Source organism: Massilia sp. ZL223 (assembly GCF_018119395.1).
Taxonomy (GTDB): Bacteria; Pseudomonadota; Gammaproteobacteria; order Burkholderiales; family Burkholderiaceae_D; genus Telluria.
This window is the reverse complement of the sequence record NZ_JAGPWD010000015.1, coordinates 51,358-74,410: the sequence shown is the minus strand read 5'-3', so window position 1 is coordinate 74,410 and position 23,053 is coordinate 51,358. Positions and strand designations below refer to the sequence as shown.

Annotated in this window: 20 protein-coding genes and 1 tRNA gene; 8 read left to right on the top strand and 13 right to left on the bottom strand. The window is 65.0% G+C overall.

What is annotated here, in order from left to right; all coding sequences use genetic code 11:
• Positions 1 to 10 precede the first annotated feature (10 nt).
• Complete coding sequence (locus KBW95_RS11725; protein ID WP_211528320.1) at positions 11 to 3,127, top strand: efflux RND transporter permease subunit; 3,117 nt, start codon at positions 11 to 13, stop codon at positions 3,125 to 3,127.
• 124 nt (positions 3,128 to 3,251) lie between these two features.
• Here KBW95_RS11725 and KBW95_RS11720 read toward each other — a convergent pair whose 3' ends face one another.
• Entirely contained in the window at positions 3,252 to 4,073 is an 822-nt protein-coding gene (locus KBW95_RS11720; RefSeq protein WP_211524689.1) for a YqjD family protein, read from the bottom strand.
• Positions 4,074 to 4,550: 477 nt separating this feature from the next.
• Between KBW95_RS11720 and KBW95_RS11715 the strand changes: the two genes are divergently transcribed.
• Positions 4,551 to 5,732: a DUF2325 domain-containing protein gene (locus KBW95_RS11715; protein WP_211528319.1), complete on the top strand. Its 1,182-nt coding sequence runs from the start codon at positions 4,551 to 4,553 to the stop codon at positions 5,730 to 5,732.
• Positions 5,733 to 5,795: 63 nt separating this feature from the next.
• Entirely contained in the window at positions 5,796 to 6,401 is a 606-nt protein-coding gene (locus KBW95_RS11710) for a YdeI family protein (protein WP_211524687.1), read from the top strand.
• 75 nt (positions 6,402 to 6,476) lie between these two features.
• On the opposite strand, the gene KBW95_RS11705 is transcribed toward KBW95_RS11710, so the two are convergent.
• The 5 genes from KBW95_RS11705 to KBW95_RS11685 all read right to left on the bottom strand — a co-directional run bounded on the left by KBW95_RS11705 (position 6,477) and on the right by KBW95_RS11685 (position 10,005).
• Positions 6,477 to 7,424: a PEP-CTERM sorting domain-containing protein gene (locus tag KBW95_RS11705; RefSeq protein WP_211524686.1), complete on the bottom strand. Its 948-nt coding sequence runs from the start codon at positions 7,422 to 7,424 to the stop codon at positions 6,477 to 6,479.
• Between the two features lie 271 nt (positions 7,425 to 7,695).
• A complete protein-coding gene (gene arsH / locus KBW95_RS11700) occupies positions 7,696 to 8,409 on the bottom strand; it encodes an arsenical resistance protein ArsH (protein ID WP_211524685.1) in 714 nt (237 codons plus the stop codon).
• Between the two features lie 3 nt (positions 8,410 to 8,412).
• Positions 8,413 to 9,135: an MIP/aquaporin family protein gene (locus tag KBW95_RS11695; protein WP_211528318.1), complete on the bottom strand. Its 723-nt coding sequence runs from the start codon at positions 9,133 to 9,135 to the stop codon at positions 8,413 to 8,415.
• Positions 9,136 to 9,147: 12 nt separating this feature from the next.
• Positions 9,148 to 9,627 (bottom strand): arsenate reductase ArsC, encoded by a 480-nt coding sequence (locus KBW95_RS11690; protein WP_211528317.1) that lies wholly within the window; start codon positions 9,625 to 9,627, stop codon positions 9,148 to 9,150.
• A gap of 33 nt (positions 9,628 to 9,660) precedes the next feature.
• Complete coding sequence (locus KBW95_RS11685) at positions 9,661 to 10,005, bottom strand: helix-turn-helix transcriptional regulator (protein ID WP_211528316.1); 345 nt, start codon at positions 10,003 to 10,005, stop codon at positions 9,661 to 9,663.
• A gap of 327 nt (positions 10,006 to 10,332) precedes the next feature.
• Between KBW95_RS11685 and KBW95_RS11680 the strand changes: the two genes are divergently transcribed.
• The 3 genes from KBW95_RS11680 to KBW95_RS11670 are packed head-to-tail and all read left to right on the top strand — an operon-like array spanning position 10,333 to position 13,361.
• Positions 10,333 to 11,739: an FAD-dependent oxidoreductase gene (locus KBW95_RS11680; protein WP_307727508.1), complete on the top strand. Its 1,407-nt coding sequence runs from the start codon at positions 10,333 to 10,335 to the stop codon at positions 11,737 to 11,739.
• A gap of 52 nt (positions 11,740 to 11,791) precedes the next feature.
• The gene (locus KBW95_RS11675; RefSeq protein WP_211528315.1) at positions 11,792 to 13,006 is read left to right on the top strand and encodes an MFS transporter; all 1,215 of its coding nucleotides are present in this window, start codon (positions 11,792 to 11,794) and stop codon (positions 13,004 to 13,006) included.
• A 37-nt stretch (positions 13,007 to 13,043) separates the two neighbouring features.
• Complete coding sequence (locus KBW95_RS11670) at positions 13,044 to 13,361, top strand: helix-turn-helix transcriptional regulator (protein ID WP_211524680.1); 318 nt, start codon at positions 13,044 to 13,046, stop codon at positions 13,359 to 13,361.
• 122 nt (positions 13,362 to 13,483) lie between these two features.
• Here the strand turns inward: KBW95_RS11670 and arsN2 are convergent, their stop codons facing one another.
• From arsN2 to pepN, 4 genes are all read right to left on the bottom strand, one after another.
• Positions 13,484 to 14,380 (bottom strand): arsenic resistance N-acetyltransferase ArsN2, encoded by an 897-nt coding sequence (gene arsN2, locus KBW95_RS11665; protein ID WP_211528314.1) that lies wholly within the window; start codon positions 14,378 to 14,380, stop codon positions 13,484 to 13,486.
• A gap of 334 nt (positions 14,381 to 14,714) precedes the next feature.
• Positions 14,715 to 14,790: transfer RNA gene (locus KBW95_RS11660), tRNA-Thr, on the bottom strand.
• Positions 14,791 to 14,880: 90 nt separating this feature from the next.
• Positions 14,881 to 15,882, bottom strand: coding sequence for a class 1 fructose-bisphosphatase (locus KBW95_RS11655; RefSeq protein WP_211524678.1), 1,002 nt, complete (start codon positions 15,880 to 15,882; stop codon positions 14,881 to 14,883).
• A 33-nt stretch (positions 15,883 to 15,915) separates the two neighbouring features.
• A complete protein-coding gene (pepN, locus tag KBW95_RS11650) occupies positions 15,916 to 18,561 on the bottom strand; it encodes an aminopeptidase N (protein WP_211524677.1) in 2,646 nt (881 codons plus the stop codon).
• A gap of 182 nt (positions 18,562 to 18,743) precedes the next feature.
• Here pepN and KBW95_RS11645 point away from each other — a divergent pair, with 182 nt between their 5' ends.
• Positions 18,744 to 19,409: a DUF4136 domain-containing protein gene (locus KBW95_RS11645; RefSeq protein WP_211524676.1), complete on the top strand. Its 666-nt coding sequence runs from the start codon at positions 18,744 to 18,746 to the stop codon at positions 19,407 to 19,409.
• A gap of 272 nt (positions 19,410 to 19,681) precedes the next feature.
• Here the strand turns inward: KBW95_RS11645 and KBW95_RS11640 are convergent, their stop codons facing one another.
• Genes KBW95_RS11640 through KBW95_RS11630 form a run of 3 tightly spaced genes read right to left on the bottom strand, consistent with a single transcriptional unit; the run spans position 19,682 to position 21,989 of the window.
• Positions 19,682 to 20,659 (bottom strand): quinone oxidoreductase, encoded by a 978-nt coding sequence (locus tag KBW95_RS11640; protein WP_211528313.1) that lies wholly within the window; start codon positions 20,657 to 20,659, stop codon positions 19,682 to 19,684.
• Positions 20,660 to 20,676: 17 nt separating this feature from the next.
• A complete protein-coding gene (locus tag KBW95_RS11635) occupies positions 20,677 to 21,072 on the bottom strand; it encodes a methylglyoxal synthase (RefSeq protein WP_211524673.1) in 396 nt (131 codons plus the stop codon).
• On the bottom strand, positions 21,069 to 21,989 hold the full coding sequence (locus KBW95_RS11630; protein WP_211524672.1) for a DMT family transporter: 921 nt from the start codon (positions 21,987 to 21,989) through the stop codon (positions 21,069 to 21,071). The genes KBW95_RS11635 and KBW95_RS11630 overlap by 4 nt, the downstream gene beginning before the upstream one ends.
• Before the next feature lie 244 nt (positions 21,990 to 22,233).
• Between KBW95_RS11630 and KBW95_RS11625 the strand changes: the two genes are divergently transcribed.
• Positions 22,234 to 23,013 carry a DUF2182 domain-containing protein gene (locus KBW95_RS11625; protein ID WP_211528312.1) on the top strand — a complete coding sequence of 260 codons (780 nt, stop codon included), beginning with the start codon at positions 22,234 to 22,236 and terminating at the stop codon, positions 23,011 to 23,013.
• Positions 23,014 to 23,053 lie beyond the last annotated feature (40 nt).

Below are 23,053 nucleotides of genomic sequence, written 5' to 3'. Positions count from 1 at the left end.
GAAGCGCACGATGAATTTTTCCGCCCTCTCGATCCGCAACCCGATCCCGGCGATCATGCTGTTCGCCCTGCTCACCCTGGCGGGCATCCTCGCCTTCAACGCCAACAAGGTGCAGGACTTCCCGGACATCGAGCTGCCGATCGTGACCGTCAGCGCGGTGCTGGACGGCGCCGCCCCGGCCCAGCTGGAGACCGAGGTCGCGCGCAAGATCGAGGATTCGGTCGCCACCCTGCAAGGGGTCAAGAACATCTATACCCGCGTGCTCGACGGCGTGGCCACCATCACCGTCGAGTTCATCCTGGAGAAGGACTTGTCGGACGCGGTGAACGACGTGCGCGACGCCGTTTCGCGCGTACGCGCCGACCTGCCGGCCGAAATGCGCGACCCGAGCGTGACCAAGGCCGCCACCGCCGGGCGCGTGATCGCCACCTTCACCGTGGCGCGCGCGCAAGGCGCGGGCAGCGGCATGGACGACCAGGAACTGAGCTGGTTCGTCGACAACGACGTCTCCAAGCGCCTGCTGAGCGTGCCGGGCCTGGGTGCGGTCAAGCGGGTCGGCGGCGTCGCGCGCGAGGTACGCGTGGAGCTGGACGACGCCCGCATGGCCGCGCTGCGCGTGTCCGCGCTGGACGTGTCGCGCCAGCTGCGCAACGTGCAGCGCGAAGCGCCGGGCGGACGCGGCGACGTCAGCGGCGCCGAGCAGTCGGTGCGCACCATCGCCACCGTCAAGACGGCCCAGGAGCTGGCCGCCATGGAGATTCCCCTGCCCGACGGCCGCCACGTGCGCCTCGACCAGGTGGCCACCGTCAGCGACACCGTGGCCGAGCCGCGCGCCATTGCCGAGCAGGACGGGCGCAAGGTGGTGGCCTTCGAGGTGTTCCGCACCCGCGGCGCGGGCGAGGTCGACGTGGCGGAAGGCGCGCGCGCGGCCGTGGCCCAGCTGCAGAAAGAGCACCCGAACCTGGTGCTGCGCGAAGTGATCGACAACTCCTTCGCCGTGGAAGAGAACTTCGACGCCTCGATGGAGATGCTGTACGAGGGCGCGCTGCTGGCGGTGCTGGTGGTGTGGTGGTTCCTGCGCGACTGGCGCGCGACCCTGATCGCGGCGGCGGCGCTGCCGCTGTCGGTGATACCGGCCTTCCTTGGCCAGTACCTGTTCGGCTACACCCTCAACATGGTGACCCTGCTCTCGCTGGCGCTGGTGGTCGGGGTGCTGGTGGACGACGCCATCGTCGAGATCGAGAACATCTCGCGCCACCTCCACATGGGCAAGACCCCGATGCAGGCGGCGCTGGAAGCGGCAGACGAAATCGGCATGGCGGTGATCGCGACCACCTTCTCGCTGGTGGCGGTGTTCCTGCCGACCGCCTTCATGGGCGGCATTCCGGGCAAGTTCTTCAAGCAGTTCGGCTGGACCGCGGTGCTGGCGATCCTGGCTTCGCTGCTGGTGGCGCGCCTGCTGACGCCGATGATGTGCGCCTACCTGCTCAAGCCGGCCAAGCCGCACAAGGAAGAGGATGGGCCGATCATGCGCCGCTACATGAGGATCATGAAATGGTGCTTGCGCCACCGCCTCGCGACGGCGATCGGTTCGGCCGTGTTCTTCTTTGGTTCCATCGCGCTGGTGCCGCTGCTGCCGACCGGCTTCGTGCCGCCCGCCGACCGCTCGCAGACCCAGATCAACGTCGAGCTGCCGCCCGGCTCCACCCTGGCCCAGACGCATGCCGTGGCCGAGCAGACGCGCCTGGCGGCGATGCAGGTGCCGGGCGTGAAGAACGTGTTCAGCTCCATCGGCGGCGGCTCCAGCGGCGACGCTTTCGCGCCGGGTGCGGCGGCCGAGGCGCGGCGCGCGGTGCTGACCGTGAACACGGTGTACCGCGACGACCGCAACGAGTCCCTGTCCAGCATCGAGCAAGGCATCCGCGAGCGCGTAGCCGCGATTCCCGGCGCGCGCTTCAACGTCGGCGCGCCGGATACCGGCACCAAGATGCAGCTGGTGCTGCGCAGCGAAGATCCGGAAGCGCTGTCGGTGGCGGCGCGCCAGGCCGAGCGCGAGCTGCGTACCCTGCGCGGCATCGGCAACGTCAGCTCCAGCGCCTCGCTGGTGCGGCCCGAAATCATCGTGCGTCCGGACTTCGCGCGCGCGGCCGACCTGGGCGTGACCGCGGCCGCCATCGGCGAGACGGTGCGCGTGGCCACGGCCGGCGACTACGACCAGGCGCTGGCCAAGATGAACCTGTCCGAGCGCCAGGTGCCGATCCGCGTCAAGCTGCCGGACGCGGTGCGCGCCGACCTGGACGCCATCGGTCGCCTGACGGTGCCCGGGGCACAGGGTCCGGTGCTGCTATCGAATGTCGCCACCATCACGGTGGAAAGCGGCCCGGCCCAGATCGACCGCCTGAACCGCAGCCGCAATGTGACGCTCGAGGTGGAGCTGTCGGGCCGCTCGCTGGGCGAGGTGAACGCCGAGGCGCGCGCCCTGCCCGTGTTCCAGAAGCTGCCGCCTTCGGTGCAGATCGCCGAGCTGGGCGACGCGCAGGAGATGCAGGCGCTGTTCGCCAGCTTCGGCGTGGCGATGCTGATCGGGGTGCTGTGCATCTATGGCGTGCTGGTGCTGCTGTTCAACGACTTCATGCAGCCGGCGACCATCCTGGCCGCCCTGCCGCTGTCCATTGGCGGGGCCTTCGTCGCCCTGCTCATCACCCGCAACGCGCTGTCGATGCCGACCATGATCGGCCTGATCATGCTGATGGGGATCGTGACCAAGAACTCGATCCTGCTGGTGGACTACGCGATCCTGGCGCGCAAGGCGGGCATGAACCGCTTCGACGCGCTGGTGGATGCCTGCCACAAGCGCAGCCGGCCGATCGTGATGACCACCATCGCCATGGGCGCGGGCATGCTGCCGCTGGCGCTGGGGTTCTCGGGCGACCCGAGCTTCCGCTCGCCGATGGCGATCGCGGTGATGGGGGGATTGATTACCTCGACCTTGCTCAGCTTGCTGGTGGTGCCGGCGGTGTTCACCTACGTGGATGATCTCGAGCATCTGCTCAAGCGCTGGAGGAACAAGCTGCGGCGGCATCCGGCGCCGGCTGTGGTGAAGGCGGGGGAGCATACGCCAGGGTGAACTGTTGGCGCTGCAAGTTTGCCTGCGTAACCGCAACCTTAAAACGTAACCCACAAAAAACGAAGCCCGGCCCAGCATACGCTGGCCGGGCTCCTTCAGATACCGCCTGAAGGCGGCCTACCGATCAATAATCGCGATAGTCGCGATACGAACGGGAATCACGCGAACGGTCGCTCGAACCGCCCAGCAGCTTGGCCAGGATGAAGCCGACGCCGATTGCCGCCAGCATGGCGCTGCCCGGGTTGTTGCGGACGTATTCGCGGCCTTGAGCCGACAGGTCCTGGTACTTGTCGTTCAGCTGCTGCGAGCGCTGGCCCATGCTTTCGCGGGTGCTGCCCAGCATGCTGCTGACGCGATCGACACCGGCGTGCGCGGTGCTGACCAGGCGGTCGACCAGAGGCTGAGCTGCCTGGGCTGCCTTGTCGATACCCTGGTGCATCTTGTCCGGAGACATCGACGCCATGGCGCCTTTGATGCCGCCCTGCTGCTGCTGCTGGCTCATGTCCGACTGGCTGCTGCCGGTGCTGCCGCCACCCATGCTGCCGCTGCTGCCGGTGCTGGTGCCCAGGCTGCTGCCGGTGGTGCTGCCCATGTTGGTGCTGCTTGCGCTGCTGCCCATCGAGCCGCTGCTGCCGGTGGAGCTGCTGCTGCCCATCGAGCCGCTGCTGCCGGCTGCGCTGCTGCCCAGCGAGCTGCCGCTCGAACCCGAGCTGGCGTTGCTGGTGCCGCCTACGGCGCCGGTGCTGGAGCTGGTGGCACCGCTGGAGCTGCTCGGCGAGGCGTTGGCGCTGCCGAGGCTGCCGCCCGACGCACCGCTGCCAAGGCTCGAGCCCGATGCACCGCTGCTCTTGCCGAGATTGGAATCCTGGCTTTTACCGATGCTCGAACCTGCGCCCTCGCGGCTTGCGTCGCTGCCTTTTCCCTCGGTTGACTTCTGATTATCCATGATGTATCCCTCGTAAAATTAGACCAACGCGGAGTAGACCGATACTCGACTATCACCACATTCTTCCTCGATTTCGCCCGCAACAAAACGAGGCGACGAGAATGGCCTGCGCTACATCAATCACTCTTGATGGGTAATGCTCTAGGTCAAGCATGTCGGTGTCTGTACCTAAAGCGAACTCAACAATTGTGAAGGCAGGCAGCCACCCCGTCCTCGCTGTCGGGCGCACGCCCCGTGGCGTCCGACACGAGCGCAGTATCGGACCACTGCGTCGCGATACAAAAAATACAACGTACAACATGTCCGGACCGTGCGCTGCCTAACAGAGCTCTACCATCCGCTGCGAACTTGCCGCGATTGGACTCCAAATGCGCCCTGCATGGCCTGCTTTCCTGTCCAGATAACTCTTGCATCCATTTCCGCTTTCGCTAAAATATAAATGAGAATCATTATCAGTTGGACGTGGAGCGAGGAAGAATGTGCGATAAGGAAGCATTGCATGAAAGCGGTTTGTCGAGCGCGCCGCAGGGTTCGCGCCGCCGGCGCGTCTGGGAACTCAGCCACACTTGCCACTGTCCGCTGATCGGCGTGGGCCTGCCGCTGGGCGTGCTGCGCAAGTTGGTAGAGAAAGTGACTGGCGGCCAGCTGATGCATGACGATTACGAAGTCCACGTCGGCGCCGTCGGCGACTGCCTGCTGCGCACGCCGGTCGCCGAAGCCGTGCAGAAAGAGCTCGAGCGCCGCTACGCCGTCTGCGTCCAGCGTTTCCGCGCGGCCAGGACCACGGCCGAGGTCGGGGCCATGTGGAACGCGGCCGTGGCCGGGGGCGACGTGGCGGGGGCCTTCTGGGCCGGCCTGAGCCATCCGCGCTGCAGCGCCGAGCTCGAAGAAAAGATGTGCCGCGACATCCACATGGTGCAGCACCAGGCCGGCGCCTGCGCCCGGGCGGACATCAACCAGTTCAATACGCTGGCGACCGGCCATGCCCGCCTCGAACGCGAGCTGTCCAGGCTGCAGCAGCGTTGCCAGGCCCTGGCGCAGGACAAGGCCGAGCAGGCCGAGCGGCACGAGCAGCTCCTCATGCAGGCCCGTGCGGTCGCCATCGGCAAGGACACCGAGATCCACGCCCTGCGCACTCAGCTCGCCCAACTGGAAGCTGCCGTCCCGGAGCTGGAGAGCCGCAAGCGCCTGGCGAACCGCGTGGCCCAGCTGGAAGCGCGCGAACAGGCGCTGCGCGCCCAGCTGGCCGAGCTGAAGGCCGCGCGCCCTGCTCCTCCACCGGTAAAAGAGGAAGCGGCGCCGGCCACCGTCCCTGCTCCCGTCGAGGCGCCGGTACGGCTGGTCAACCGCAGCGTGCTGTGCGTGGGCGGCCGCAACGGCGCCGTGCCGGGCTACCGCAGCCTGGTCGAGCGCGCCGGCGGCCAGTTCGCCCATCACGACGGCGGGCTGGAAGACAGCAGCAGCCAGCTCGACGCCAGCCTGGCGGCGGCGGACCTGGTGATCTGCCAGACCGGCTGCATCAGCCACGCCGCCTACTGGCGCGTGAAGGACCATTGCAAGCGCACGGGCAAGCGCTGCGTCTTCATCGACAATCCGAGCGTGTCCAGCCTGGCGCGCGGCCTGAACGAGGCGGGAAGCGCACTGGCCGTACAGTCCTGACACGCGGCAGATGGACAATTCTGATGCTATTGAGCAAAATCGGTATCAAAACCGGAGACCACCATGCCTACCCTCGACCCGCGTATCGACGCCTACATCGCCAACTCGGCCGAATTCGCCCAGCCCATCCTGACCCACCTGCGCCAGGTGGTGCACGAGGCTTGTCCCGAGGTCGAAGAGACCATCAAGTGGAGCATGCCCTTCTTCCTCTACCAGGGCATGCTGTGCAACATGGCCTCGTTCAAGGCCCATTGCGCCTTCGGCTTCTGGAAAGGCGAGCTCTTGATCGCCCAGGAAGACGACAAGGGACGCGAGGCCATGGGCCAGTTCGGCCGCATCGCCTCGCTCAAGGATTTGCCGCCGAAGAAGACGCTGGCCGGCTACGTCAAGAAGGCGATGGCGCTGAACGTGGAAGGCGTCAAGGCCCCGGCCCGCGCCAAGCCGAAGGTGGTGCGCGACGTCGTGGCGCCGGAGTATTTCCTCGCGGCGCTCGAAGACAAGCCGGGCGCGAGCGGGCACTTCCAGGCGTTCTCGCCCAGCGCCAAGCGCGAGTATGTGGAGTGGCTGCTCGACGCCAAGACCGAGGCCACCCGCCTGCGCCGCCTCGAGCAGGCAGTCGAATGGATCGCTGAAGGCAAGAAGCGCAACTGGAAATACATGAATTGCTGAACGACATACTGGGCGCAATGAAGAAGGGCCGCCCTGGCTGGCGGCCCTTCTTCATTGCCGGCTTTCGGCGGCGTATCAGCTTGCCTTGCGGCGGCGCATGCTCAACAAGGCCAGTCCGGACATGAATACGAATACCGAAGCAGGTTCAGGCACCACACCCGGAACGGGAATACTCTCCAACATGCTGAAGTCGTTGAACGCGAGGTTCAGTGTGTGCGAAGAGTCTGCGGTCAATCCGCAGCAAACACTGGCATCCAGGAAAGCTCCTACAAAGAATTCGTCGCCGGGATTGACAAGATGCCCGACCGTCAGCGATACCGTGCCGGTGTCAAACAAGCTGTCGCTTCCATGGGCGAATACCTGTGGGGCGCCCGAGCAGAACCTCGACGGGTTGTTCATCAGAGGGCAAAAGGTCGGCGAGTACGCCAGGCTGTTCTGGCCTGGATCGAACACATACGCATTCGCGTCGAAAATACTCAGTCTAAAACCGCTGTGGCCCAGGCTTCCTTGCTGTCCATTGGACGAAAACTGACTGTCGAGCACGCCGGTCACTGTCAACTGGAAGGGGGTCTGGCCCGTATACCGGTAACCCTGGACAGCCCAGACATTCGCGTCGGCGATGCCCGCGCCCGCGCCGGTATAGACGACGCCTGGTTGACCTGGACTGACCGCCTTGCCCGCCAAGGCCGAAAAGTTCGCAACATAGGCGCCGTTGCTGCTCGCGTAGGCATGCAAGCTCGGTAGATAACTATCGAAGTTCGCTTCCCCCCATGCCTTGGCCACGCCGCGCACGTCGGATGCGGAAGAGGCGCCGCTGATTGGGGTAGTGGTATTGCTGCCGACGGTTTCATAACCGGAGGCCGTGGAAGACTTCCATATGCATTTGCCATCGCTTGTCATGGCGCAGTCGAGCGTACCGGTCGCTGCGCCAACCCCGACTGTGCTTGGGATCGGTGCCGCCAAGGCGCTCATCGATGCGAGCGCCAGTATCGTCCCAAGAATCTTTTGCCCTAGTTTTCGCATATGCCCTCACCTGGATTCACAAGGTCGTGGATGTTTGCCTGCATGTTGACCAAGTATAATGCTAAAAAACCACTAGTTACAAAATAATTAAGTCCGGAGCACTTCCGTCATCACCTACAGGCGCTGAAATGCTTCGCCGAATGCAAGCCGCGCAACTGGAAAACCATGAACTGCTGAGCCAGTACAGGATTGCCGCCGCGATGCAGCGTCGGCGTTACGAGGAGCTTTGCCGCAAACGCTATCGCCCCGGAACAGGATCTCGGACAGCGTCCTATAACTTTTCGATTTGCCGGTCGATCGCCTTACGGGCACGCTCGTTTCGCTCGCTATAGCGGTCCGTCAGGTAGCCGGCGCGACCACGCATCAGCAAGGTGATCTTGTAAAGCTCCTCCATCACGTCGACGACGCGGTCATAGTATGCGGAGGGCCGCATGCGGCCGGCTTCGTCGAATTCCTTGTACGCCATCGGTACCGATGACTGGTTCGGGATGGTGAACATGCGCATCCAGCGGCCCAGCAGGCGCAGGGTGTTCACCACATTGAAGGACTGGGAGCCGCCGCAGACCTGCATTACCGCCAGTGTGCGTCCCTGGCTTGGCCGGATAGCGCCCATTTCCAAGGGAATCCAGTCGATCTGGTTCTTCATGACCGCCGTGATTGCGCCATGGCGCTCGGGGCTGCACCATACCTGCCCTTCCGACCACAGGCACAGTTCCCGCAGTTCAAGCACCTTCGGATGCGTTTCGGGCACGCTGCCGACCATCGGCAGCTCCATCGGATCGAATATCTTTACCTCGGCGCCGAAATGCTCCAGGATGCGCGCCGCCTCGTGGGTCAGGAAACGGCTGAAGGAGCGTTCGCGCAGCGAGCCATACAGCATCAGGATACGCGGCGGATGCGACAGGTCGCCCACCGGCATGAGCTTGTCGACGCTGGGGACGTCGAGCAACTCGGGCTTGACGTTAGGGAGGTCGGAAATCGTCATGGGTTAATGGTCCAGGTGTTGAGCGGCGAAGTCACCCGGTGCGACCGTGCCGCCAACGGTGGCATTGGCGGGCGGCGCCGGGTATAGCCAGGTGAAGAGCAAGGTCGCGGCCACGGCGCCGGCAAGCTGCGCCAGGATGAACCCGGGCACATCGGCCGGGCGAATGCCGGCAAAGGTGTCGCTGGCGGCGCGCGCCAGCGTGACGGCCGGATTGGCGAAGGACGTCGACGCCGTGAACCAGTAAGCAGCGGTGATATAGGCGGCCACTGCAAACGGGGTCATTCCCGGCCGGCTTCTGGAGCAGCCGATGATCACACCGATCAGTCCAAACGTCGCGACAAACTCGCTCCACCATTGCGCGCCCCCGGTGCGCACGTGTTCGGACGCCAGGTAAAGCGGTTCGCCGAACATGGCGTGGGCTGCCGCCACGCCCGCAAATGCGCCGCCGATCTGCACCGCCAGGTAAGGAAGGATGTCGGACCTCGCGATGTTCTTCTGCCACGCTTCGGAGAGTGTAACCACCGGATTGAAATGGGCGCCCGAAATCGTACCGAACATCAGGATCAGCGCCACCAGGCCGGCCCCGGTGGCAATCGTGTTGGCCAGCAGCGCAATGGCGATATTGCCGCCCGCGAGGCCTTCGGCCATGATGCCCGAGCCGACCACTACCGCCAGCAGCATGGCCGTGCCCACGCCTTCCGCAACCAGACGTCGTGCGAGGGTCATACGCATCTCTCCTTAGCCCTGCATCGTGCCGATGCGGTCCAGCTCCGTCTTCAGGCGGACCCGGTCGCCCTTCAGTTCGTCCAGCGCCAGGGCGAGGAAGGCCTCGATGCGTGCACGCAAGATCCGGTACGCCTGCTCGAATGCGGCATTGATCTCGTCCTCGCTGCCGGCGACATGGCTCGGGTCTTCCACGCCCCAGTGCGTGCGCAGGACCGGGCCGAGATAAGCCGGGCAGGTTTCGCCGGCCGCGCAGACGCAGACGGTGACGACGATGTCCGGCGTCGCCGGCAAATCGTCCCAGGACTTGCTGTAGTAGCCCTCGGTCGAGATTCCTTTGCTGGCCAGCAGGGCGAGCGCCTTGTCGTTCAGTTTGCCGGTCGGCTGGCTGCCTGCGCTGATGGCATGCCAGCCCGCAGGCGCCAGATGATTGAAGACGGCCTCGCTGATGAGCGAGCGGCAGGAATTGCCAGTGCAGAGAAACAGGACGTTCACAGGTAGACCTTCATTGGAAGAGACAGTGGAAAATCAGGCGGCGACGTCCGACGGCCCGCCGCCGCAGTGCGCCATGCCGGCCGGCGTACAAGGGTTGCCGCCACAACAGTTCTCGGTCAAGAAACCAAGTAAGCCGTTCATCGTGGCGAAGTTCGCCGAATAAATGATGAAACGCCCGTCCTGGCGGGGAATGACCAGCTGGGCGTGGGTGAGTTCCTTGAGGTGAAACGAGAGCGAGGAAGGCGGCAGGCCAAGCGCTTCTGCGATCTTGCTCGCCGGCAGACCGTCAGGCCCCGCCTGGACGAGCAGCCGGAAAGTCGCCAGGCGCGATTCCTGGGCCAGAGCAGCCAGTGCCGCGATTGCCGGTTTGGTATCCATCGTTCAGCCCTTTATTTTATATTTCCAGTATAGTGGAATCAAAAAGCGCAAGCAAGGACGAGGCTGGCGCAGCAAAGGCATCGTGACTCCGCCTGGACTAGATCATTACGACACTTCGAAATATATCGAAACTTCTTGACCACTTCATGACAGGCGATTATTCTTCATTCGTCGAATGACGAAATAGTCCGAAAATCTTCAAGTTGAACGGAGTGATGTCCGGGATAGGGTTTGAGTTCCACAAGCATACTCGTAATTCGACGAATGTAGTTTTACTTCCGGGCCGCGCGGGCTTGCGCCAAACCAGAACACATAAGGAGAGCGAAAATGATGATCGAGACCAAAGAACAGCTTCCAGTCGCCGTGCTGGGTGGAGGACCGGTAGGCCTCGCCGCCGCAGCGCATTTGATCGAGCGTGGGCTGAGGCCCTTGCTCCTCGAGGCCGGCACCACGGTCGGCGCCAACATGGCTTCATACCGTCATGTGCGCCTTTTCTCGCCATGGCAATACAACGTCGACAAGGCGGCGCGGCGCCTGCTGCAGCGCCATGGCTGGGCGGCGCCGGATGACGATGGCCTGCCGACCGCCGGCGAATTGCTGGACCAGTACCTGGCCCCATTGGCAGCGCTACCCGGCATTGCAGCAAACCTCTATCTCGGCCACCGCGTCACTGCAATCACACGCGCTGGTTTCGACAAGGTCAAGACCAAGGGCCGCGACGCTGCGCCCTTCCTCATCCGGGCTGAAACCGCGGACGGCGTACGCCAGTACCTGGCCAGCGCCGTGATCGACGCCACCGGCACGTGGTCGCATCAGAATCCCCTGGGCGCCGACGGCATTGCGGCATTGGGCGAAACGGCGCTGGCAGAACGGATCGACTATGGCATGCCCGACGTACTGGGCGCCGCACGCGAACTTTACGCTGGCCGGCGAGTCATGGTCGTGGGCGCCGGACACTCGGCCGCCGGCGCCTTGCTCGCGCTTGCCCAGCTGGCCCGAGAACACCCAGGCACGAGCATCGTATGGGTCACCCGTGGCACCCAGCTGGCCCGCGTGTTCGGCGGCGGCGAAGCCGATGGCCTGAAGGCGCGCGGCCAGCTGGGAATGCGCCTGCGGGCCTTGCGCGATTCGGGTGGACTGGAAATGCACCAGAACTTCCGGATCGAGCAGCTGGCCGAGCATGGCGGAAAAATCCGCGTGACCGGAGAGTCCGTCGACGGCATCGCGCCGACGGTCGACGGCATCGACCGCATCATCTGCGCGGCCGGTGCGCGGCCCGACCTCGGCATCACCCGCGAACTGCGCGTGCGTCACGACCCATGGCTCGAAAGCACCGACGCGCTCGCCCCGCTGATCGATCCGAACGAGCATAGCTGCGGGACGGTCCGCCCACATGGACACCGCGAACTGGCGCACCCGGAATCCGCTTACTACGCCGTTGGCGCCAAGAGTTACGGCCGTGCTCCCAACTTCCTGATGGCGACCGGCTACGAGCAGGTGCGCTCGGTCGTCGCGGCCCTGGCCGGGGACAGGGCGGCGGCCGACGACGTACAGCTCGACCTGCCGGAGACGGGTGTCTGCAATACGCGGCTGGCCTACGAGAGCACGGCCGAACCGGCAGGCTCCTGCTGCGATGTCCCGGCCGCGGTGGCCGCTTCCTGCTGCGTCCCGGCGCCATCGCCACGAGGCGCCTGCGGCTGCAGCAAGCCTGCCGAAACCAGCTGCTGCGCCTGAGCGCTCGATCCTGCCGCCGGCGTGCGCCGGCGGCGCCGTCCCGGAGTTCCCCATGCATCAGCCATCCAGAACCATCGGCATTCTTGCCCTTACCCAGATCGTTTCCTGGGGATCGCTGTACTACGCCTTCACCATCATGGCGCCCGGTATGCAGCGCGATCTGGGCCTCGCGCCCGAACTCGTCTTCGGCGCGTTTTCCTGGAGCCTGCTGGTCGCCGGGCTGGCGGCCACGCCGGCCGGCGTGCTGCTCGACCGCTACGGTGGCCGCTACATCATGGCCGCCGGCTCCTTGCTCTGCGCGATCGGACTCGTGTGGCTCAGTCGTTCCAGCGACGCCATCTCCTTCTATCTCGCATGGACACTGATCGGCATCGCGATGGCGCTCACCTTGTACGAAGCCGCTTTCGCCACGATCAACCGCAAGCACGGATTCGATACACGGCGGGCGATCTCGACACTGACGCTGTTCGGCGGCTTTGCCAGCACCCTGTTCTGGCCCCTCACCGCCAGGCTCGATGCGATGTTCGGCTGGCGCGACACCTATCTGTGGTATGGCGTCGCGCAGCTCGCCGTGTGCATGCCCTTGCATCTCTGTCTCAGCGCCGATCCCAAGCCGCAAGGGCAGCATGGCTTCGCCAGCAAGCGCCGCAGCCACACGCTGGCCGAGGCGCTGCGCCATCCGGTCTTCTGGACCCTGGCTTTGGCGTTTTCGGCCAACACCTTCATCTTCTCCGCCATGGCGGTCCATCTGATCCCCCTGCTCGAGCGCATGGGACAGACGGCCTCAATGGCAGTCCTCCTGGCCGCGCTGATCGGTCCGATGCAGGTGGCCGGGCGTATCGCCGAGATGGTGTTCGCACGCAACACGCCACCGCAGACGGTTGGCGTGCTCACCTTCTCGATGCTGCCCGCGGCCCTGCTCATCCTCGTACTGGCCGGCTCGCAGGCGTGGATGGTGGCCATGTTCTGCATGCTTTACGGCGCGAGCAACGGCATCCTGACGATCGTGCGCGGTTCGATTCCACAGGCCCTGTTCGGTCGCGAAAACTATGGCGCCATCGCGGGCGCCATGGCAGGTCCTTCGCTGCTATCGAAAGCCGCGGGGCCGCTTGTCGCCGCAACGCTGTTGCGCCATGACAGCGCCCCTGGCGTGCTGTTGTCCATATTGCTGGCGATGTCCCTTGTTTCGCTTGCCCTCTTCCTGCGGGCAGTCGCTGCTGAAAGCCGGCCTCGCTCCGTCAAATCCTTTGACAAAGGTGCCGCCTGAGCTCTATTCTGCGTTCGCCAAACAACGAATGAATCCAATGTCAACGTCCTGCTGCCCCCCGACCGCGCCTCGCTCACGCACCACGGAAATCGATGCCGATGACCTGGCGCGCATGTGCAAGGCGCTTGCGCATCCCGCACGCATCCAGTTGCTCCGCCACCTGATCGATTTCGGCGAGTGCTACTTCGGAAGCCTTGCCGACGTGCTGCCGCTGGCGCCGTCGACGATCTCGAAACACGTCTCGATTCTGAAAGACGCTGGTCTCATCGAAGGCTCGTCCGACGTGCAGCGGGTCTGCTACTGCGTGAACCCGGAGCGGCTCCAGCAGTTCAAACTGGTGATCGCCGACCTGTAGACACACCGATGCAAGTCTAACCTGGCCTTTATCTGCCGAGGTTCAGCTGCCAATATCCCACGTCGAACGTGATCGCCGTGGCCAGCACGTAGTGGTTATAGATGGCGCAGATAGCGGCGGCGTCAGGTGACATTCAAGTCGCAGAGAGATAACGCCATCAGGCGGGCGCTGGCGGGGCATAGACTGGTGAACTCGCTTGTCTGTCGTATCGCCGGCGGGGCGTCGTCGCGCTCGATTGGCTTGAACCCGAAGCGGGCAAAGAATTGTTCGGCGGTTTGGGTCAGTAGAAAAACAGTCTCGATGCCTGCCTGCCGCGCATCGAGCAGAACATGCCGAAGCAGATCGGTTCCGTGGCTGCGTCCCTGCTCCGCCTCCGCGACGACAAAGGAACGCAGCAAGGCATAGGCGCCGTGCGGCTCAAAGCCACCGGCCGCGAAGATGCCCCTCGACGCCGTCCCGACCGTGAAGTGCGCGATGTGCTCAGCCGCGCCTTCCACGGGCAGGTGTCCTGCACGCAGCAAGGCTTCAATTGCCGGCCAGTCGGCGCGGTCGGCGCGCCGGTACGTGGCGTCCCGCGCACCTACTGAACATTTCCCCGCACAGCGGTCTGCGCGCAGGCTTCCCAGCACTTTCGCCAGCAGGGGCGCCAACTGGTCTTCTTCGTCCGCCGTCAGGCCGCCGAGCAAGGCCTTGGCGTGCATGTCGAGCCGGCCGTCGAGCGCCAGCGCGCGCCCCTTCCCTGCCGGGGTCAGCCGTATTTGAACCCGTCGCCTATCGGCCGGGTCCGGCGTCCGCGTGACCAGCCCTTCCTCAGCCAGGCGATCCAATCCCCGGCTGATCCAGCCTTTGTCGAGCATCAGCCGGGCGGCCAGCTCTTGTTGGGTACACGGCTCGGCACGCAGCAATTCAGTAAGGATGTGGCACTGGACGGTCGACGCCGTGTCGCCGCAATTGGCGGTACGGCGCTGTGAACGCACGTACTCGCGGACCAGGTCTCGCAATAATGTCGGGGTATTCATCACGCCAATCCGTTGTCATTTACAACCATATTGGCGAACCGAGGCGTTTTTGTCAATCCGTCAAGCAGTCCATGAGGCGGGGCCGTTCTTGAAGGCGATGGGATGAGTTCATCTGCCCGAACTCGCTATGCCCCGTCCGCCGGCACAGCCTTAAGCACGGCGTTAGCCTCATTGAAACGGCCAAGCAAGCGCAGCAGTTCGCCTTTGCTCGATCATTTCTCGCGCACCGATCTCGCCCTTTTTCAACACAGTGACACAACAGGAGAAGAGTCGGCAAAAAGAAAAAGGGTTACATGCTCTCGCCTGTAACCCTTTGACCTTATTACTGAATTCTTGGTGCCGCTGACCGGAATCGAACTGGTGACCTTCGCATTACGAATGCGCTGCTCTACCGACTGAGCTACAGCGGCGAAAACACCGTATTCTAGCAAATAACGCCACAAACTTGCTAGTGTGTATTGTGATACACCTTGCAAGCGAGCGGCGTTATTGCAAAAATATTATTGCGCGTGGTAGCCCGTCACCACTTCGACCTCTTCCTTGGAACCCAGGAAGACCGGCACGCGCTGGTGCAGCTTGGTCGGCGGGATGTCCAGGATGCGGCCCTTGCCATCGGTGGCGGCGCCGCCGGCCTGCTCGACGATCATCGCCATCGGATTGGCTTCGTACATCAGGCGCAGCTTGCCCGGCGAGCCCGGGTCGCGCAGGTCGGCCGGGTACATGAAGACGCCGCCGCGGTTCAGGATGCGGTGCACGTCGGCCACCATCGAGGCGATCCAGCGCATGTTGAAGTCCTTGCCGCGCGGACCCGTCTTGCCAGCCAGCAGCTCGTCGACATAGCGCTGCACCGGCGGATGCCAGTGGCGCTTGTTCGACATGTTGATCGCGAATTCCTTGGTCGATTCCGGGATCTTCATGTCGCTCTGGGTCAGCACCCAGGAACCCATCTCGCGGTCCAGGGTGAAGCAATGCACGCCGTTGCCGGTGGTCAGGACCAGCATGGTCTGCGGGCCATACACGGCATAGCCGGCCGCCACCTGGGTGGCGCCGGGCTGCAGGAAGTCCTGCTCGGTCGGCTCGGCCATGCCTTCCGGCGCCTTCAGCACCGAGAAGATGGTGCCGATCGACACGTTCACGTCGATGTTCGACGAGCCGTCCAGCGGATCGAACAGCAGCAGGAATTCGCCCTTCGGATAGCGGCTCGGAATCTGGCGGATGGTTTCCATCTCTTCCGAGGCCATCGCGGCCAGGTGGCCGCCCCACTCGTTGGCTTCGAGCAGGATTTCGTTCGAGATCACGTCGAGCTTCTTCTGGACTTCGCCCTGGATGTTCTCGGTCTCGGCACTGCCCAGGACTTCACCCAGCGCGCCTTTGCTGACCGAGTAGCTGATGCGCTTGCACGCACGCGCCACCACTTCGATCAGGAGGCGCAGCTCGGCGTTGATGTTCTGGTGGAGGCGCTGTTCCTCCACCAGGTATTGCGTAAGGCTGACGCGTTTCATGGACTTCCTTTGTTGGATGGTGATTGAATTCTTTTAGTTGGCAAGGGCCTTGCTGACCACTTCGCGCACGTCGTTCGACAGCTCCGGCTGTCCGGCCACCTGCTGCAGGGCCGTTTGCATCTGGGCCTGCAGCTCGGGCGCGTAACGGCGCCAGCGGTCCATGGCGCGCGCCAGGCGGCTGGCGACCTGCGGGTTGAGCGCGTCGAGCGCGATCACCTGCTCGGCCCAGAACTGGTAGCCGCTGCCGTCCGGGGCGTGGAATTGCACCGGATTGCTGGCGCAGAAGGCCGCCACCAGGCTGCGTGCACGGTTCGGGTTGCGCAAGGTGAAGGCCGGATGGCGCATCAGTGCGCGCACCGCCGCCACGTCGGTGGTCGAGGCGGTGGCCTGCATCGTAAACCACTTGTCCACGACCAGGGCCTCGCCCTTGAACTCTTCGTAGAACACGCCCAGCGCATCGGCCGCTTCCGGCACGCGCGACTGGATCAGGGCGCTCAGCGCGGCGGCGCGGTCGGTCATGTTGTCGGCCGTGTCGAACTGGCGCTGGGCCAGCGCGACGCTCTCGGCGTCCGGCGCCGCGTTCAGGTAGGCCAGCGCCAGGTTCTTCAGTGCGCGCTTGCCGGCGGACGCCGCATCCGGGCTGTAGGGGCCCGGCGTCTGGTTGGCTTCGTACTGTTCCAGCAGCTCGGCGCGCAGGCGCGCGCCGAGGTCGGCGCGCATGAACTGGCGCGCGGTGTGCACGGCCAGCGGATGGACGGTATCGAGCTGCTCCGAGATCATGGTTTCCGAAGGCAGCAGCAAGGCCTGCTCGCGGAACGCCGGGTCCAGCGTATCGTCGGTCAACATCTTGCGCATGGCTTCGACAAAGGTATCGTCCAGGTCCAGGCGCGGCGAATGCCTGGCGTCGGCGGCCAGCTTGAGCAGGCGGCCCATGGCCAGGCGCTGGCCGGCTTCCCAGCGGTTGACCGGGTCGCTGTCATGGCTGAACAGGTGCAGCAGCTCGCTGTCGGTGTAGCCGTTCTGCAGGATGACCGGCGCCGAGAAGTCGCGCAGCAGGGACGGCACCGGCTGCACGTTCACGCCGGTGAACACGAAGGTCTGTTCGGCCTGGGTCAGCTCCAGCACCGCCGTCGTGCCGTATTCCACGCCGTCGACGGTCAGCTGCATGTCGCGGCCCTCCGGGTCGAGCAGGCCGACGGCCACCGGGATATGGAAGGGCAGCTTCTCCGGCTGGCCCGGAGTCGGTGGGCAGGACTGGAACAGCTTGAGCGTATAGGTGCCCGCCGTCTCGTCCCAGCGGGTCTCGAAGCGCAGCACCGGCGTACCCGCCTGGCTGTACCAGCGCTCGAACTGGACCAGGTTGCGGCCGTTGGCGTCGCCCATCGCGCGGCGGAAGTCGTCGCACTCGACGGCCTGGCCGTCATGGCGCTGGAAATACAGGTCCATGCCCTTGCGGAAGCCTTCGCGGCCCAGCAGGGTCTGGTACATGCGCACCACTTCGGCGCCCTTCTCGTACACGGTCACCGTGTAGAAGTTGTTGATCTCGACGAAGGAGTCGGGACGCACCGGGTGGGCCATCGGGCCGGCGTCTTCCGGGAACTGGGCCTGGCGCAGGGTGCGCACCTGGTCGATGCGGGTGACGGCGCGGCCGGTCTCGGTGCCGATCATGTCGGCCGTGAATTCCTGGTCGCGGAACACCGTCAGGCCTTCCTTCAGCGACAGCTGGAACCAGTCGCGGCAGGTGACGCGGTTGCCGGTCCAGTTGTGGAAGTACTCGTGCGCCACCACCGCTTCGATGCCCTGGAAGTCGATGTCGGTCGCCACGCGCGGGTTGGCCAGCACGAACTTGGTGTTGAAGATGTTCAGGCCCTTGTTTTCCATCGCGCCCATGTTGAAGTCGCTGGTGGCGACGATCATGAAGCGGTCCAGGTCGAGCTCGAGGCCGTAGCGCTCCTCGTCCCAGCGAATGCTGTGCTTGAGCGACTGCATCGCATAGTCGGTCTTGTCGAGGTTGCCCTCTTCCACCCACACCTGCAGCAAGGCGTCGCGGCCGTCGGCCAGGCGGAAGGTCTCTTCCTGGCACACCAGGCGCGCCGCCACCAGGGCGAACAAATAGGACGGCTTCTTGAACGGGTCTTCCCACAGCGCGTAGTGGCGGCCGTCGTCCAGCTCGCCCTCTTCGATGAGGTTACCGTTGGACAGCAGCACCGGATAGCGCTCCTTGTCGGCGCGCAGCATCACGGTATAGGTCGCCATCACGTCGGGGCGGTCCGGGAAGAAGGTGATGCGGCGGAAACCTTCCGCTTCGCATTGGGTGAAGAAGTTCCCATTCGAAACATACAGCCCGCTCAGGGTGGTGTTCTGCTCGGGAACGCAGATGGTCTCGATCTCGAGGGTCACCTGGTCGGGCGCCTCGGGAATGACCAGGATATTGTTGGCCAGGCGGTAGTCGCCCTTGCCGAGGGCCTTGCCGTTCAGGCGCAGCGCCACCAGTTCAATATCCTCCCCATGCAGCTCAATCGACCGCTGACTGCTGCCGGGATTGCGGCGCAGGGTCATGCGGTTGGCGACGACGGTCCGGGACGGATCGAGGTCGAAGCCGAGCTCGACAGTATCCACGAGGTAACTCGGCGGGGTATAGTCCTTCCGGTAGATCGTTTGGGGCGTATCGGTGCGCATAGGGAGTCCGCAAACACAGTGGATGAAGTGCTTATTTTACCAACAAGATTTTCGCGCGTTCCGTACGATTTCATGTATCGGAATGTGCCGCGCGTAACCGGGTGTAAATTCCGTGCAATAAATGTAGAACAAAGGCTAAGCTACATCATCGGGGAAACACCGACTATACAAGGGAGAATGTAATGAAACGCCTGATCATGGTCGCCGCGGGAACGGCGCTGGCACTGCTGCTGGGAGGCTGCGCCACGACCTACCGCAGCGATGTCACGACCTTCCATCAATGGCCCGCCCAGATGGCAGACAAGAGTTATGTCTTCGAGGTGCCGCCGCAGCAGGACGACACGCTCGAATGGCGCAGCTACCAGGAACTGGTGCGCGGCGAACTGGCGCGCCTGGGATTCCGCGACGCCAACGGCGCCACGCCGGCGCTGACCGTATCGATGCGTTTCACCACCACCGACATCCCGGTGCGGGTGCTGGAGCCGGTCATGTCCCCCTTCTATCACCCGATGTACCACCCGCTCTACCACCCGCGGGCGCGCTTCGGCTACCGCGGCTACTACCGCCGCTACTGGGGCGGCTACAGCCCGTTCTACGATCCGTTCTGGAGCCCGTTCCCGGCCTACCAGGTTTCGGTGGAACACCAGTACCGGCGCGAGCTGCAGGTCTCGATCAAGCAGGCGAGCGATGCGCGCAGGCTGTTCGACGTCACGGTGCACAACACCAGCCGCGAGCTGTCGACGCCGGAAGTGATGCCGGCGCTGGTGAGGAGCGCGTTCGCGGAGTTCCCGGGGCCGTCGGGGATGGCGCGGCGGGTTGAGGTGACGATGGACGAGAAGAAGGGCTGATTCGCGATTGCGGATGAAGGGAGGCCAGGCTGGTGCCTGGCCTTTTTGTTTGCCGGTGCCGATCTACCGTAACTACCTGCCCGCTGCCCTAAGCCTTCGCCGGAACGAAGAGCTGAGGACTTCGGCGGCGGGTCAGCTGAACCACGCCTCCGACCCGAACGTGATCGCCACGATCATCAGGATCGCCCCCGCCAGCACGATCAGCAGCCTTCCAAACTTCGGCACCCCATCATCCCCCGACGGCGGCGGGCGGTTGTCTCCACTGGTATCCCTCATGGCAGCAGCACCGTCGAACCCGTCGTGCGCCGGCTCTCCAGCGCCCGGTGCGCGTCGGCCGCCCGCGACAGCGGGAAGGTCTGGTTGACCTCGATCTTCACCTTGTCGCTCTCGACCATCCCGAACAGGTCCGCCGCCATCGCCTCCAGCTCCGGCCGGGTCGCCATGTAGGCCCCCAGGGTCGGCCGCGTGAGGTAGAGCGAGCCGCGCTTGGCCAGCTCGCCCGGCGAGAACGGCTCCACCGCGCCGGACGAATTGCCGAAGCTGACCATCAGCCCGCGCGGCTTCAGGCAGTCGAGCGAACGGAAGAAGGTGTCCTTGCCCACCGAGTCGTACACCACCGGCACGCCCGTACCGTTGGTGATCTCGCGCACGCGCGCCACGATGTCTTCCTCGTTGTAGTTGATGACGTGCGCCGCGCCGTGCGCCAGCGCCAGCTCGCCCTTTTCCTTCGAGCCCACGGTGCCGATCAGGTTCACGCCCAGGGCGCGCGCCCACTGGCAGGCGATCAGGCCGACGCCGCCGGCGGCCGCATGGAACAGGATGGTCTGGCCGGTCATCAAGGGATAGGTGCTGCGGAACAGGTATTGCACCGTCAGCCCCTGCAGCATCATGGCGGCGGCGGTCTCGAAGCTCACCGCGTCCGGCAGCTTCACCAGCACATGAGCAGGCATGGTGCGCAGCTCGGCGTACGCGCCGTTCGGGCCGCCGGCATAGGCGACGCGGTCGCCCGGCTGCACGTGGGTCACGCCTTCGCCCACCGCCTCGACCACGCCCGCGCCCTCCTGCCCCAGGCCGGCGGGCAGCGGCTGCGGATACAGGCCGGTGCGGAAATACACGTCGATGAAGTTCAGGCCGACCGCGTGCTGGCGCACCAGCGCCTCGCCGGGTCCCGGCTGGCCTACCTCGACGTCGACATACTCCATCACTTCGGGACCGCCATTGGCGGCGATCCGGATCGCTTTGGCGCGCATGGGACCTCCTTGGTGGATTACTTGGCGAACGCGGCCCGCAGCTGCGACAGCACCAGGTGCGCAGTCGAGACATTGGTCGCGCAGGCGATGTTGTGCACGTCGCAGGCGCGGACCAGGGCGTTGATGTCGGGTTCGTGCGGCTGCGGCGTCATCGGGTCGCGCAGGAAGATCACGCAGTCGATCTGGCCGTTCACCAGCTGGGCGCCGATCTGCAGGTCGCCGCCCACCGGGCCGGAGTGCATGCGCTCGACCTGCAGGCCGAGTTCGTTGATCAGGCGTCCGCCGGTGGTCCCGGTGGCCGACAGGATGCAGGTCTGCAGGAACTCGCGGTACTCGCCCGCGAGCTTGATCATGTCGTCTTTTTTCTTGTCGTGCGCGATGAGCGCAATGCGTGGCTGGGTCGGTTTGGTCATTTTTTGAGCGACAGAAGATAAATCCCCACAAGCACAAGCCCGGTGCCGGCCAGCTGCACCGCCGTGATCGGCTCCCCGAGAATGAGGGCGCCGAAGAACAGCGTCGACGCCGGTCCGATCATGCCTGCCTGCGAGGCGGTCGCGGCGCCGATGCGCTGTACCGCGGCCATGGTCATAAATACCGGGAAGATCGTACAGAATACTCCATTCACGAGCGAGAGCATGTAAACCGGCGCCGGCTGGATCAGCACGCCCGGCGGATGCACGACGAAGAACTGCAGGATGCAGGCCGCGCTCGACACGCACATCGCATAGGCCACCAGGCGCAGCGAGCCGATGCGGCGCACCATCTCGCCCGAGCCCAGCAGGTAGACCGCATAGGCGATCGCCGAGCCCAGCACGAACAGCGAACCGAGCACGGTGCTGCCGGCGCCTCCGCCCAGGTCGTGCACGAACACCAGCACGATGCCGCAATACGCCAGCCCCAGGGCGCCCCACTCGACTGGCTTGACGCGCCGCTTGAAGAACACGGCATTGATGGCCAGGACGAAGGTCGGCGTCAGGAACAGGATCAGGCGCTCCAGCCCGGCCGAGATGTGCTGCAGCCCGAGGAAGTCGAGGTAGCTCGACAGGTAGTAGCCGACCAGGCCCAGCCCGGCGATGCGCCAGCGGTCCGAGGGGGTGAGCGGCGGCCCGGCGCGCATCTTCCAGATCGCCACCGCGGCGAACACCGGCAGCGAGAACAGCATTCTGAACGCGATCAATGTAACGGCATCGATGTGGTACCGGTACAGCAGTTTTGCGACCACCGCCTTCGTCGAAAACAAGACGGCGCCCGCGATGGCGATGGAGAGACCGGCGACGAGGGCGGAGCGTGGTAAAGGAGATGCAGGATTGGCGGCGAGACTCTTGTTCATCCGTCGATTGTAGAACGCCTGAGCCGGCTCTGCTGACGGGGCCGCTGAACGCCGGTGCGGACGAACGGTCGAACAGAACACATCAACGACAGGGGAAACCAATGCCGACCGTCTTTCCACCCGCGTTTGCAAGCCCATGCAGGCCGCAACGCGATCTCCCGCCACCAGCCTTGAAACCGTCTCCCCCGCGAAGGCGGGGGCCCAAGTTTGCCGGCGTCCCGACGGCGCATCAAGGAGCCCCACAATGAACCTTATCGAAACCGGAAGCCACGCCCCCACCGAGCGCCAGGTCCGCCTGGGCCTGGCCTGGCTGACCCTGGTGGCCATCCTGTGCTGGCTGGTGCTCCTGGTCGGCGCCCTGTCCACGGGTCCCGCCGCTGTCCCGCCCGCCCAGAAACCGCCGGAACCGGCCCCCTATGGCGCCGGCCAGCTGGCCCTGGTCTTCGCGCTCTGGGCCGGCATGGCCGCCGCCGTCATGCTGCCGCTCGCGGTCCGTCCCACGGTGCTGGTCGCGCGGGCCGCGCGCTGGCACGGCGCGCCCCTGCCCCGCCTGCGCACGGCGCTGTTCGTGCTCGGCCACCTCATTCCCTGCGCCCTGTTCGCGCTCCTGGCAAGCCTGATGCAGTGGACCCTGCACGACGCCGGCATGCTCGACGAGTCCATGGCGGTGCGCTACCCGGCGGCCCTCGGCCTGGCGCTGGTGGCGGCCGGTATTTACCAGTGGCTGCCCCCCAAGCACGACTGCCTGGAGCACTGCCGCACCCCGCTGCCGGCGCTCCTGGCCGACTGGCGCGACGACACCTGGAGCGCCCTGTGCCGCGGCATCGGCCACTCGCGCACCTGCATGGGCAGCATCTGGCTCCTGATGCTGCTGCCGCTGGCGTCCGGGCCGGTCCACCCAGCCCCGGCCGCCGTCCTGCTGGTGCTGGCGCCGGCCGAAATCAAGCTGCGCGGAGGCCACTGGATCGCCTGCCTGGGAGGGCTCGCGCTCCTGGTCTGGGGAACCCGCTTGTTGTTTCCATAAGTCAGACCCGGCGATTTTGCAAGAGGGGCCTATGTTAGAA